The organism is Burkholderia sp. BCC0506, from assembly GCF_902833145.1.
GTDB lineage: Bacteria > Pseudomonadota > Gammaproteobacteria > Burkholderiales > Burkholderiaceae > Burkholderia.
The window spans coordinates 123764-136661 of the sequence record NZ_CADFEN010000007.1; the positions used below are offsets into that span (position 1 = coordinate 123764).

General features: G+C 68.3%; 14 protein-coding genes. 12 read left to right on the plus strand and 2 right to left on the minus strand.

What is annotated here, in order from left to right:
• Positions 1–220: 220 nt before the first annotated feature.
• Both HWX62_RS17945 and HWX62_RS17950 read right to left on the minus strand, forming a co-directional pair.
• Positions 221–1165 (minus strand): GlxA family transcriptional regulator, encoded by a 945-nt coding sequence (locus tag HWX62_RS17945; protein ID WP_175931579.1) that lies wholly within the window; start codon positions 1163–1165, stop codon positions 221–223.
• Positions 1166–1274: 109 nt separating this feature from the next.
• A complete protein-coding gene (locus HWX62_RS17950) occupies positions 1275–2237 on the minus strand; it encodes a helix-turn-helix domain-containing protein (RefSeq protein ID WP_175931484.1) in 963 nt (320 codons plus the stop codon).
• Positions 2238–2478: 241 nt separating this feature from the next.
• Here HWX62_RS17950 and HWX62_RS17955 point away from each other — a divergent pair, with 241 nt between their 5' ends.
• From HWX62_RS17955 to HWX62_RS18010, 12 genes are all read left to right on the plus strand, one after another.
• Complete coding sequence (locus tag HWX62_RS17955) at positions 2479–3636, plus strand: amine dehydrogenase large subunit (protein WP_175931483.1); 1158 nt, start codon at positions 2479–2481, stop codon at positions 3634–3636.
• 7 nt (positions 3637–3643) lie between these two features.
• On the plus strand, positions 3644–4198 hold the full coding sequence (locus tag HWX62_RS17960) for a MauE/DoxX family redox-associated membrane protein (RefSeq protein WP_175931482.1): 555 nt from the start codon (positions 3644–3646) through the stop codon (positions 4196–4198).
• Positions 4195–4830, plus strand: coding sequence for a methylamine dehydrogenase accessory protein MauD (gene mauD / locus HWX62_RS17965; RefSeq protein WP_175931481.1), 636 nt, complete (start codon positions 4195–4197; stop codon positions 4828–4830). Before HWX62_RS17960 ends, mauD begins: the two co-directional genes overlap by 4 nt.
• 39 nt (positions 4831–4869) lie before the next feature.
• Positions 4870–5409, plus strand: a complete 540-nt coding sequence (locus HWX62_RS17970) for a methylamine dehydrogenase light chain (protein WP_175931480.1) — start codon at positions 4870–4872, stop codon at positions 5407–5409.
• On the plus strand, positions 5406–5906 hold the full coding sequence (locus HWX62_RS17975; RefSeq protein WP_175931479.1) for a cytochrome c: 501 nt from the start codon (positions 5406–5408) through the stop codon (positions 5904–5906). Before HWX62_RS17970 ends, HWX62_RS17975 begins: the two co-directional genes overlap by 4 nt.
• Positions 5903–6430, plus strand: a complete 528-nt coding sequence (locus HWX62_RS17980; RefSeq protein WP_175931478.1) for a cytochrome c — start codon at positions 5903–5905, stop codon at positions 6428–6430. The genes HWX62_RS17975 and HWX62_RS17980 overlap by 4 nt, the downstream gene beginning before the upstream one ends.
• A gap of 33 nt (positions 6431–6463) precedes the next feature.
• Positions 6464–7969, plus strand: coding sequence for an aldehyde dehydrogenase family protein (locus HWX62_RS17985; RefSeq protein ID WP_175931477.1), 1506 nt, complete (start codon positions 6464–6466; stop codon positions 7967–7969).
• 400 nt (positions 7970–8369) lie between these two features.
• Positions 8370–9323 (plus strand): choline ABC transporter substrate-binding protein, encoded by a 954-nt coding sequence (locus HWX62_RS17990; protein ID WP_175931476.1) that lies wholly within the window; start codon positions 8370–8372, stop codon positions 9321–9323.
• Between the two features lie 61 nt (positions 9324–9384).
• The gene (locus HWX62_RS17995) at positions 9385–10314 is read left to right on the plus strand and encodes a 3-keto-5-aminohexanoate cleavage protein (RefSeq protein WP_175931475.1); all 930 of its coding nucleotides are present in this window, start codon (positions 9385–9387) and stop codon (positions 10312–10314) included.
• A 90-nt stretch (positions 10315–10404) separates the two neighbouring features.
• Positions 10405–11370 carry an L-carnitine dehydrogenase gene (locus HWX62_RS18000; RefSeq protein WP_175931474.1) on the plus strand — a complete coding sequence of 322 codons (966 nt, stop codon included), beginning with the start codon at positions 10405–10407 and terminating at the stop codon, positions 11368–11370.
• A 10-nt stretch (positions 11371–11380) separates the two neighbouring features.
• Positions 11381–11869, plus strand: coding sequence for a thioesterase family protein (locus HWX62_RS18005; RefSeq protein WP_175873927.1), 489 nt, complete (start codon positions 11381–11383; stop codon positions 11867–11869).
• A gap of 57 nt (positions 11870–11926) precedes the next feature.
• The gene (locus tag HWX62_RS18010) at positions 11927–12883 is read left to right on the plus strand and encodes an alpha/beta hydrolase (RefSeq protein WP_175931473.1); all 957 of its coding nucleotides are present in this window, start codon (positions 11927–11929) and stop codon (positions 12881–12883) included.
• The last annotated feature ends 15 nt before the right edge of the window (positions 12884–12898 follow it).

Below are 12898 nucleotides of genomic sequence, written 5' to 3' on the forward strand. Positions count from 1 at the left end.
GCCTGCGTGGCGCGACGCGCGTCGCGATGCGGCATGCGCGTCGTCAGGCTGCCTATCTAACTTTTTTTGGTATGTTACAGAATATTTTCAACGACATTCCAAATTATTTTCGAAGACCGCTTCGGTCTGTCGGCCAATCGCCGGTATTGTTCGGCGAACGGCGGGAATCGCTGCCGGAACGCGCAATACCGCGCCGGATTGTGATCAAAAGCCGTGGCGATCAGCGCGTCGCGCGGCGGTCGCTGCGCGGGCTCATCCCGAATCGCGCGCGATAGGTGCGCGAGAAATGCGACGGCGATTCGAAGCCGCACGCGACGCACACCGACGTGATGCTCATGTCGGTCTGTTGCAGCAGCTCGCGTGCGCGATCGAGGCGCAGGTTCAGGTAGAAGCGCGTCGGCGTGTCGTTCAGCGTCGCGCTGAACAGCCGTTCGAGCTGGCGCCGCGTGATCGAGACTTCCCGCGCGAGCGCGTCGGAGCCGAGCGGGTTATCCATGTGCCGCTGCATCGTGCCGATCACCTGGATCAGCTTGCGGTTGTGCACGCCGTAGCGCGCGGCGATCTCGAGCCGCTGGCTGTCCGAGCGCTGCCGGATGCGGCTCACGACGAACTGCTCGGAGATCGCCGCCGCGAGGTCCGCGCCGTGCCGGCGGCCGATCAGGTCGAGCATCATGTCGATCGATGCGGTGCCGCCCGCGCAGGTGATGCGCCGGTCGTCGATCTCGAACAGCTCCTGCGTCGCGTTCAGGCCGGGATAGCGCTCGCGGAACGCGGCCAGCGCCTCCCAGTGCAGCGTGAGCGGTTGCGACGCGTCGAACAGCCCGGCTTCCGCGAGCACGAAGCTGCCCGTATCGATGCCGCCGAGCGTGGCGCCATGCCGGTGCTGGCGGCGCAGCCAGTCGCCGAGCGCGCGCGTGTAGCACACGAGCGGATCGAAGCCGGCGACGACGAACACCGTATCGACCCGCGGGACGTCCGCGCACGCGGCTTCGGCGGCGACCGGAATGCCGTTGCTCGCGGCAACGGGCGCGCCGTCCGCGCTGATCACGTGCCAGCGATACAGCTCGGTGCGAAAGCGGTTCGCAACGCGCAGCGGCTCGACCGCGGACATGAAGCCGAGCGCGGAGAAGCCGGGCAGCAACAGGAAGTGGAAATCCTCGGGCATCGGGGCGTGGGGTGAAAGCAGGTGGTCGTCGCGCATCGCGCGACGCGGCGAGCGGGCCGGCGCGGGCGCCGAACGTTCAAGCCGGGATTATCGCGGGTTTTGCCGGCGCTCAGCGCGTTTTTGCGCCGCGCACCGTGCGGCGCGCCGTCGCCGACGGCAGCTCGCCGAATTGCGCCTTGTACGCGTTCGCGAAATGCCCGAGATGAATGAAGCCCCAGCGGGCGGCCGCCTCGCTGATCGGCAGGTCGGCTTGCCGCGTGTCGAGCAGCAGCCGGCGGACCTGTGCGAGGCGCAGCGAGCGCGTGTAGTTGAGCGGACTCGTCTGGACGACCGACTGGAAGCTGTTCTGCATCGTGCGCCGGCTCACGCGCAGTTGCGCGCACAGGCTCAGGATGTCGACGGGCGCTTCCGGGTGCTCGATCACGTAGTCGTGCACGCGGCGCACGATGTCGGCGTGGCACGCGTACGTGAGCCGGTTCGGCGGCTCGGGCATCCGGTACGTGAGCAGATCGACGAGCACGTTGCCGATGTCGGCGCGCATCGCGCACTGCGCGCGTGCCGCGTCGAACGTATCGGGCGCCGACAGCACACGTTCGAGCAGCGTCGCGAGTTGCACGCTCGCGCGTTCGCGCGCGGCGACCGGCACCTCGATGACGCCGCGCCGCAGCGCGCGTGCGTCCAGCCGGATGTCGGCGGCGTCTTCGATCTGCTGCATCAATTCGGGCTCGACGACCACGCCGATCAGCGACATGTCGTCGGGTGAATGGAGCTCGAACGGCGTACCGCCGCGCGCCAGCACGATCGAGCCGCGCTCGAGCCGCGCACCGCCGAACGCGAAGCTGCCCGAACCGGTGAGCGGCATCCCGAACACCGTATGGCCGTGCGGCAGGCATCCGCGCTGGATGATGCGCACGTTCGCCGCTTCCTGGAACAGCTGCACGCCGTCGAGCACCGCATGTTTGACCGCACTGCGATACGCGCCGGACCCGATCTGGTCGTAACGCTGATCCCAGCCGCGCAGCGCCTCGGCATGCCGGTCTGCGTCGTCGAACCTCTGATGTAACACGCGCATGGCGCCTCCGGCGATCGTTCGGACCGCGCAAGATTAAACCGGCCGTGCGGTCGGTGCAATACGGAGGAGCGCTATTCCGTGCGAGCGCTTCGGAGGGTCGGAAGGGGCGCGGCCGCGCGGCTTTCACGCGCATTTCCAATATCCCGAATCGGCACGCACGCGTTGCCGGTCCGGGTGCTGGGCGGGTTTATTGTCGAACTACAGTCGCCCCACATAACGTGAATTCCCCACTGGAGGCGGCATGAGGACAAGGCGACGAACCGCGGCGCTCGCGGCGACGCTGGCGTTGACGGCGACATGGGCCGGCGGCGCGAACGCGACGGAAAAACCCGAAGAACTGGTCGTGCAGAAGATGCCGCCGTGGCATCCGCACGAGGTCTATGTCGTCGACATCTCGATGCCGTCGATGACCGACGGGCGCATCTACGTCTACGACGCCGATGCGAAGAAGCTGCTCGGCCAGATCGACGGCGGTTTCGCCCCCGGCTTCGCGATCTCGCCCGACCGCAAGACGAGCTTCGTCGCCACGACCTATTTCTCGCGCGGCTCGCACGGCACGCGCACCGACGTCGTCGAGATGATCGACAACACGACGCTCGATCATGCGGGCGAGATCGTGATTCCGGCGAAGCACGGGCAGCACGTGCCGTCGCCGTACAACACCGCGTTCAGCGCCGACGGCAAGCGGCTGTACGTCGCGAACATCACGCCGGCCGCGTCGGTGACGGTGATCGACGCCGTCTCGAAGCAGGTGCTGTCGGAGATCGACATGGCCGCATGCGTGCTCGCATATCCGTCGGGCAACGACCGCTTCACCGCGCTGTGCGAAAGCGGCAAGGCGCTGACCGTCACGCTCGACGCGAACGGCAAGGAGGCGAAGCGCGCGATGTCGGACGCGTTCATCGACGTCGACAAGGATCCGGCGTTCGTCAACGCGTCGCGGTACAAGGGCGACTATCTGTTCACCACCTACGGCGGTAACGTGCGCAGCGCCGATTTCAGCGGCGACACGCCGGTGTTCGGCAAGCCGTGGCCGCTGCTGACGGACGCCGAGCGCGCCGAGGGCTGGCGCCCGGGCGGCCTGCAGCAGACGGCCGTGCAGGCGAAGCAGAACCGTTACTACGTGCTGATGCACAAGGGTGCCGACGGCTCGCACAAGGATCCCGGCACGCAGGTGTGGGTGTACGACCTGAAGTCGAAGCAGCGCGTCGCGCGCTGGGATCTCGCGCAGCTGAAGGTCGAGCCGCTCGTGTCGATCCAGGTTAGCGAGGACGACAAGCCGCTGTTCTACGGGCTGACGGCGACCTCCGACCTCGTCGTGATGGACGCGCGCACCGGCGCGTTGCGGCACGTCGAGAAGCAGGTCGGCAACTCGTCGTCGCTGCTCGTCAACCCGTGAGGCCGCGATGACCGTCGATCCCGTACTCGCCACCGGCGCGCAGGCCGGCGCGGCCGCCGTCGTGCTGCTCGGCGCCTTCGCGAAGATGCGCCGGCCCGCCGCGTTCCGCCATGCCCTCGCCGGCTACCGGCTGCTGCCCGACGCGCTGACCGCCCCTGTTGCGTTCGCGATTCCGCTCGCGGAAACCATCGCCGCCGCGGCGCTGCTGTTTCCCGATACGCGCACGGCCGGTGCGATCGGCCTGATCGCGCTGCTTCTGGTGTTCGCCGCCGGCCTCGCGATCAACCTGCTGCGCGGCCACACCGACATCGACTGCGGCTGTTCCGGCTTCGCCGCCGCCCGGGCGGACGCACCGCGCGGCATCGGCTGGTTGCATGTCGGTCGCGTGCTGCTGCTCGTCGCGCTGGCCGCGACCGCGTTCGTCGAGCCGGGCACGCGCACCGTGGTGTGGTTCGACTACCTGACGCTGTTCTTCTCCGTGCTGCTGATCGTCTGCGCGCTGCTCACCGTCGACGTGCTGCTCGCCAACGTCCCGCGCCTTTCTCACCTGAGGAATTCATGATGCAAACCGCTCTCACCGTTTCCACCGCCCTGCTGTGGGTGGCCGTCCTCGCGCTCGGCGCGATCTGCCTCGCGCTGGTGCGCCAGATCGGCATTCTGTACGAACGCATCATGCCGGCCGGCGCGCTGATGATCGACAAGGGCCCGGCCGTCGGCGCGATCGCGCCGACGTTCGAACTGACCGACATTCGCGGTTCGCACGTGAAGGTCGGCGGCATCGACGCAGCGGGCAAGGCCACGCTGCTGTTCTTCCTGTCGCCGACGTGCCCGGTCTGCAAGAAGCTGTTGCCGCTCTTGCCGTCGCTGCAGGCCAGCGAAGCGACGCCGGTGAACATCGTGCTCGCGAGCGACGGCGATGCCGACGAACACACGCGCTTTGCGCGAAAGCACGACCTCGGGCGCTTCCCGTACGTGCTGTCGCAGGAGCTCGGCCTCGCGTACCAGATCGGCAAGCTGCCGTATGCGGTGCTGCTCGACGAAACGGGCACCGTGCGCGCGAAGGGGCTCGTCAACACGCGCGAGCACCTCGAGAGCCTGTTCGAGGCGAAGGAGCGCGGTGTCGCGTCGCTGCAGCAGTTCGTGCACGGCGATCACGGCCACGGCGCCCACGACGCGCACGCACAGCACGCATGACCGGCCGAACCTTTTTCAACGTCATTGGAGAACGACGACATGGGCGTGTTTGATTCATGGTTCGAGCGGTCGGCGCGCGGCGTCGCGCAGCACAGCTCGCGGCGCAGCGCGATGGCGAAGCTCGGCAAGGTGCTGGTGGGTTCGGCGCTGCTGCCGCTGCTGCCGGTCGATCGCACCGCATACGCGGCCGATGCGGCGGCGTCGGGCGCATCCGGTGCCGCCGCCGCGGGCGCAAGCGACGACCCGACGAGCTGCGACTACTGGAAATACTGCGCGATCGATGGCTGGCTTTGCAGTTGCTGCGGCGGCACGTCGAGCAGTTGCCCGCCGGGCACGACGCCTTCGCCGATCACGTGGATCGGCACCTGCCGCAATCCGCACGACGGTTCGGATTACATCGTGTCGTACAACGACTGCTGCGGGAAGACCTCGTGCGGCAAGTGCTTCTGCAACCGCAACGAGCGCGAGAAGCCGCTGTACAAGCTGTCGCTGAACAACGACATCAACTGGTGCATGGCGAACGGTAATTCGAATTACCACTGTTCGGTTTCGGTTCTGCTGGGAGCGGCAAAGCAATGAAAGTGAAGCAGGCGGGAAAGGGCATCGTTGCGTGCATGGCGGCCGTTGCGGCCTTCGCGTTGCCGCACGCGGCGGGCGCACAGGAAACCGCGCATTACCCGGCCGGGAAAGGCCTGTTCGACGCGCAGTGCGCGGTGTGTCACCAGGCGGGCGGGAAAGGGCAGGACGGCCTCGCGCCGCCGCTGACCGAATATCCGGGCAAGTACGCGGCGTCGGAAGCCGGGCGGGCGCAACTGATCGCGACGCTGCTGCACGGGATGTTCGGCGAGATCGCGGTGCACGACAAGCGCTACAACTTCAAGATGCCGTCGTTCGCGAGCGCGAGCGACGACGACATCGCGCACGTGCTCAACTATGTCGTGTTCGACCTCAATGCGCAGCACGGCGACGCGAAGCCGTTCACCGCGGCCGATATCCGGGCGGCGCGCGCGAAGCAGATGGACGGCGCGGCCGTGCATGCGCAGCGCGCGGCGGTGATCAAGGGGCTCGGGCCGTGAACGGCGTGCGCGCGTCCGTGCAGCGCACGCGGTGCGCGTCGTCGTGGCTCGGCGGCCTGTCGCATCGCCTGTCGTCGTGGCTGCTGCTGGCGGGCGCGTCGGCCTGTGCATTCGCCATGCCTGCGCGGGCCGACGGCGCGGCCGACGCCGCGCTCGCGCGGCAGCACTGGGTGCTCAACTGCATGGGCTGCCACACGGCGACGGGCGGCGGCATTCCCGGCAAGGTGCCGCCGCTCGCGAATTCGCTCGGCTATTTCACGCATCTGCCGGACGGGCGAGAGTACGTGATGCGCGTGCCCGGCGCGTCGAACTCGGCGCTGTCGGATCGGGAGCTGGCCGACGTGCTCAACTGGGTGCTCACGACGATGAACCGCGATGCGCTGCCGCGCGACTTCAAGCCGTACACGGCCGCCGAAGTCGCCGCGCATCGCCACCCCGCGCTGTCCGACGTCGCGACCGTGCGCGCCGGTCTCGTTCGTGCGTTGCAGGCGCGCGGGATCGACGGCGTCGCGGATCGCTACTGACCGACTCACTCAACGAATCAGGGAAACAGGAACATGGAGACGAACGAAACCTTTGCGCTGCTCGACGCCACGCGCGCGTTTCTCGCGAAGCCGAAGAAGATGCTGATCGGCGCCGAATGGAGCGATGCCGCATCGGGCCGCCAGCTCGATGTCGTGAACCCGGCCGACGGTACCGTGATCGCACGCGTGCCCGAAGCGGACGAGCGCGACGTGCAGCAGGCGGTCGCCGCCGCACGTCGTGCATTCGACGCGGGCCCGTGGCGCAGTGCGAAGACGACCGACCGCGAGCGCCTGATGCTCGTGCTCGCCGACCTGATCGAAGCCAACGCGCGCGAGCTTGCCGAGATCGAATCGCTCGACAACGGCAAGCCGGTGATGGTCGCGCAGGGGCTCGACGTCGCGATGGCCGCGCAGTGCTTCCGCTACATGGCCGGCTGGGCGACGAAGATCGAAGGCAGCGTGATCGACGCCGGCATGCCGTACCTGCCGGACAGCGAGATCTTCGCCTATACGCGCAAGGAGCCCGTCGGCGTGGTCGGCGCGATCATTCCGTGGAATTTCCCGCTGCTGATGGCCGCGTGGAAAATCGCGCCGGCGCTCGCGACCGGCTGCACCGTCGTGCTCAAGCCTGCCGAAGACACGCCGCTGAGCGCATTGCGGCTGGGCGAGCTGATCCAGGCGGCCGGGTTCCCGGACGGCGTCGTCAATATCGTCACCGGCTACGGTCACACGGCCGGCGCGGCGCTGTCGCGCGACCCGCGCGTCGACAAGATCGCGTTCACCGGATCGACGCAGACGGGCAAGACGATCGGCCATGCGGCGCTCGACAACATGACGCGGATGTCGCTGGAACTCGGCGGCAAGTCGCCGGTGATCGTGCTGCCCGACGTCGATGTCGACAAGGCCGCGCTGGGTGTCGCGAACGCGATCTTCTTCAACCAGGGGCAGGTGTGCACGGCCGGTTCGCGCGCCTATATCCATGCGAAGGTGTTCGACGGCGTGATCGAGCGCGTCGCGAAGATCGCCGCGAGCCTGAAGATCGGCCCCGGGATGGACCCGGCGACGCAGATCGGCCCGCTCGTGTCGGCGAAACAGCGCGAGCGCGTGTGCGGGTACATCGACTCGGGGTTCGGCGAGGGGGCGCGCGCGGCGGCGGGCGGCCGCGCGATCGACGGTCCCGGCTTCTTCGTCGAGCCGACGGTGCTGGTCGATACGACGCACGCGATGCGCGTGGTGCGCGAGGAGATCTTCGGGCCGGTGCTCGTCGCGATGCCGTTCGACGACGTCGATACGGCCGTGCAGCTCGCGAACGACACGCCGTATGGCCTCGGCGCGAGCATCTGGTCGAACGATCTGTCGGCGATCCACAAGCTGGTCCCGCGTATCGCGGCGGGCACCGTGTGGGTGAACTGCCACTCGCTGCTCGACAACGCGCTGCCGTTCGGCGGGATGAAGCAGTCGGGTTTCGGCCGCGAACTCGGCCGCGCGGTGATCGACCAGTACACGGAAAGCAAGTCGGTGATGATGAACTACGCGTGAGTGGTGCGGCGAATGCGCGGCCGGCATGTCGGCCCGCACGCGCTGCCTGCCGCGCCGTCATGCACGGAGCGGCACCACCCCGAGCATCGGGCGTGCGGCGCCGGCACCGCGGATCGGGTTCGCCGGATGCCGCGCGATGCCGTCAGCAGGGCCATGACGGAATCGAAAGGCTTTCGCCGCATCCGGGCAATCTCGGCGGCCTCCAGAAAAACCCCAAACCCCCGCCCGTCAAGCCTGACGCGAAAGGTAGTGGTTTCCACTCATAGTCGCAAACGGGCAAGAATAGGTCGCCGCCGGTCTTCTCGCGGCGAATATGGCTCGTTACTTTTACTCCCACGATGCAGGCCGGCGCACACTCCGCGCACCGGCTGCCGCGAGACCAACCGGGAGGAATCGAACCATGAAGTCGACGAAGATCGCCGCGCTTGTCGCGGCCGTGCTGGCGACCGGCGCGTTCACGAACGCGGCGCTGGCCGAGACGGAGGCCGCCACCTGCCGCACCGTGCGTTTCGCGGATATCGGCTGGACCGACATCACGTCGACCACGGCGCTCGCGTCGACCGTGTTCGAGGCGCTCGGCTACAAGCCGACCACGACGATCGCGTCGGTGCCGATCTCGTTCGCCGGCCTCAAGAGCAAGCAGCTCGACGTGTCGCTCGGCTACTGGTGGCCCGTGCAGCAGAAGCAGCTGCAACCGTTCCTCGACAGCAAGTCGATCAACGTCGTCGAGCCGCCGAACCTGTCCGGCGCGAAGGCGACGCTCGCGGTGCCGAGCTACGAATACCAGGCCGGCCTGAAGAGCTTCGACGACATCGCGAAGCACCGCGCGGAACTCGACGGCAAGATCTACGGGATCGAGCCGGGCAGCAGCGCGAACGCGACGATCCAGAAGATGATCGACACGAACCAGTACGGGCTCGGCGGCTTCAAGCTCGTCGAATCGAGCGAAGCGGGGATGCTGGTGACGGTCGAGCGCGCGATCCGCGAGAAGAAGTGGGTCGTGTTCCTCGGCTGGGAGCCGCATCCGATGAACATCCAGCTCAGCATGAACTACCTGTCCGGCGGCGACGCGGCGTTCGGGCCGAACTACGGCGAAGCGCGCGTGTACACGCTCACCGCGCCCGACTTCATCGCGCGCTGCCCGAACGCGGGCAAGCTGGTGACGAACCTGCGCTTCTCGACGCAGCTCGAGAACCAGCTGATGCAGTCGGTGATGAACAAGACCAAGCCGGCCGAGGCCGCGAAGGCTTACCTGAAGAAGAACCCGCAGGTGCTCGATCCGTGGCTCGCGGGCGTCAAGACGTTCGACGGCAAGGACGGCCTGCCTGCCGTGAAGGCGTATCTCGGCCTGTAAGGGCCCACGCCCACGCGCGACCTGCAATGCGACACAACCCGAATCAAGCGAGGCATCCAGCATGAACCACGAAGTCATCATCACCTGCGCGGTCACGGGCGCGGGCGATACCGTCGGCAAGCATCCGGCGATTCCGGTCACGCCGAAGGAGATCGCGGCCGCCGCGATCGAAGCCGCGAAGGCCGGCGCGACTGTCGCTCACTGCCACGTGCGCGATCCGCACACGGGCCGCGGCAGCCGCGATCCGAACCTGTATCGCGAAGTGGTCGACCGGATCCGCTCGGCCGACGTCGACGTGATCATCAACCTGACGGCCGGCATGGGCGGCGATCTCGAGATCGGCCCCGGCGAGGACCCGATGCGCTTCGGCAAGGGTACCGATCTCGTCGGCGGGCTCACGCGCCTCGTGCACGTCGAGGAGCTGCTGCCCGAGATCTGCACGCTCGACTGCGGCACGCTGAATTTCGGCGACGGCGACTACATCTACGTGTCGACGCCCGCGCAGTTGCGCGCCGGCGCGAAGCGCATCCAGGAACTCGGCGTGAAGCCGGAGCTGGAGATCTTCGATACGGGCCATCTGTGGTTCGCGAAGCAGTTGCTGAAGGAAGGGCTGCTCGACGATCCGCCGCTGTTCCAGCTGTGCCTCGGCATTCCGTGGGGCGCACCGGCCGATACGGGCACGATGAAGGCGATGGTCGACAACCTGCCGCCGGGCGCGCACTGGGCCGGCTTCGGCATCGGCCGCATGCAGATGCCGATGGTCGCGCAGGCGATGCTGCTCGGCGGCCACGTGCGCGTCGGCCTCGAAGACAACATCTGGCTCGACCGCGGCGTGCATGCGACCAACGGCACGCTCGTCGAGCGCGCCCGCGAGATCGTCGAACGCCTCGGCGGCCGCGTGCTGACGCCGGCCGAGGGCCGCTGCAAGCTCGGCCTGCCGGCGCGCGGCGAACGCCCGCTGGAGCGTCGCGCGATCGCCGAATTCGCGTGAGCTTTTTCATTGACCGACATGACAGGGCGGCCCGTGCCCGCGCGCGGCCGGCCGCCCACCGATTTCCCCTGATTCGAAGGATGCGTTGACATGGCTGTGAAGACCGACATCAAGACGTTCGCCGCGATCGGCACCGGCGTGATCGGCAGCGGATGGATCTGCCGCGCGCTCGCGCACGGCCTCGACGTGGTCGTGTGGGACCCGGCGCCGGGCGCCGAGGCGCGGCTGCGCGCGAACGTCGCGAATGCGTGGCCCGCGCTCGAACGTGTCGGCCTCGCGCCGGGCGCCGATCCCGCGCGGCTGCGGTTCGTGTCGACGATCGAGGCATGCGTGGCCGACGCCGATTTCATCCAGGAAAGCGCGCCCGAGCGCGAGGCGCTGAAGCTCGAACTGCACGAGCAGATCAGCCGCGCGGCGAAGCCCGACGCGATCATCGCGTCGTCGACGTCGGGGCTGCTGCCGACCGATTTCTATGCGCGGGCGACGCATCCGGAGCGCTGCGTGGTCGGCCACCCGTTCAATCCTGTCTACCTGCTGCCGCTCGTCGAGGTGCTCGGCGGCGCGCGCACGTCGCCGGAAGCGGTCGAAGGCGCGATGGAGATCTATCGCAAGCTCGGCATGCGGCCGCTGCACGTGCGCAAGGAAGTGCCGGGCTTCATCGCGGACCGCCTGCTCGAAGCGTTGTGGCGCGAGGCGCTGCATCTCGTCAACGAAGGCGTCGCGACGACCGGCGAGATCGACGATGCGATCCGCTTCGGCGCGGGTATCCGCTGGTCGTTCATGGGCACGTTCCTGACCTACACGCTGGCCGGCGGCGACGCGGGCATGCGACACTTCATGCAGCAATTCGGCCCGGCGCTCGAACTGCCGTGGACGAAGCTGGTCGCGCCGACGTTGACCGACGAACTGATCGACCGCGTCGTCGAAGGCACGGCCGAACAGCAGGGCACGCGCAGCATCAAGGCACTCGAACGCTATCGCGACGAGTGCATCACCGAGGTGCTGAAAGCGATCGCCGCGGTGAAGGCGCGGCACGGGATGCGATTCGAGGACTAAAGGACAGGCCATGACGGGCGATACCCCGCTGACGATTTACCGCGACGTGGTGCGGCCCGAATGGGTCGACTACAACGGCCACCTGCGCGATGCGTTCTACCTGCTGATCTTCAGCTTCGCGACCGATGCGTTGCTCGACCGCATCGGCCTCGACGACGCCGCGCGTCGCGAGCGGGGCCGCTCGGTCTACACGCTCGAAGCGCACGTGAACTACCTGCACGAGATCAAGGAAGGCACGGCGGTGCGTGTCGATGCGCGCGTGCTCGCGCACGATGCGAAGCGGCTGCACCTGTATCTCGAACTGTTCGCCGACGGTCACGACGACGCGGTATCGGCGAGCGAGCAGATGCTGCTGCACGTCGATACGCGCGACGGCGCGAAATCGGCGCCGTTCGACGACGACGTGGCCGCGCGCGTGGCCGAGCTGCATGCGTTGCAGCGCGATTGCGCGGCGCCTGCTTACGCGGGCCGCGTGATCGGGCTGCCGCCGCGCCGCTAGCGGCGCGCTTCACTTCACGATCTTCTATTTTCGATCTTCGACCGCGGAGCGCACACGATGCTCGAACCGGAAATCGCGGCGTTCGTCGCGGCCGTCGACGCGTGGTATCCGGCCGATGCGGCGGCGCGCTCGCCGCACGAGCAGCGTCGCCTGTACGACCGCTTCGCGGCCGAATGGACGCCGGCCGCGCTGCCGGCCGGCGTCGTGCAGCAGGATGCCGTGTGGCATGCACCGGACGGCCGCGCGATCGCGCTGCGGCGCTATACGTGCGCACCCGGCACGCCGCGCGGCACGGTGCTGTTTTTTCATGGCGGCGGCTTCGTCGTCGGCTCGCTCGACAGTCATGCGCTGATCACCGCGCGGCTGGCGGCCGATACGGGCCTCGACGTGATCGCCGTCGACTATCGGCTGGCGCCCGAACACCGCGCGCCGGCCGCGCTCGACGATTGCCTGGCCGTCACGCGCGCCGCACGCGATGCGCGCTGGCCGTTCGGGCCGTGCGCGCATCCGCTGACGCTCGCGGGCGACAGCGCGGGCGGGATGCTCGCGGCGGCGGTGGCGACCGCGTTGCGCGATGCGGGCGAAGGCGGCGTGGACGGCATCGCGCTCGTTTATCCGATGCTCGGTTTCGAGCCGCAATCGCCCGCGCGCGAAACGGAAGCGCACGCGCCGATGCTGACGCTCGACGACGTGCATCGCTATCGCGCGCTGTACTGGGATCGCGACGTGTCCGACGTGCTGCTGAACGATAACCCGCTGTTGCGCGCATCGGTGCCGCTCGAAGCCGGGCGCTTCGACGGCCTGCCGCCGGTGCTCGCGATCGGCGCGGAACACGATCCGCTGCGCGACGATGCGCGCACGTACGTCGAACGGATTCGCGCGGCCGGCGGGGTCGCGCGCTACTGGATGGGAGAGGGACTGGTGCACGGCTGCTGGCGCGCGCTCGGGACGAGCCCGCAGGCCGCACGCATGCACCGGATGGTCGGCGGGTTCTTGCTCGCACCACACGCGTAGCGGGCGTTTTCCGGG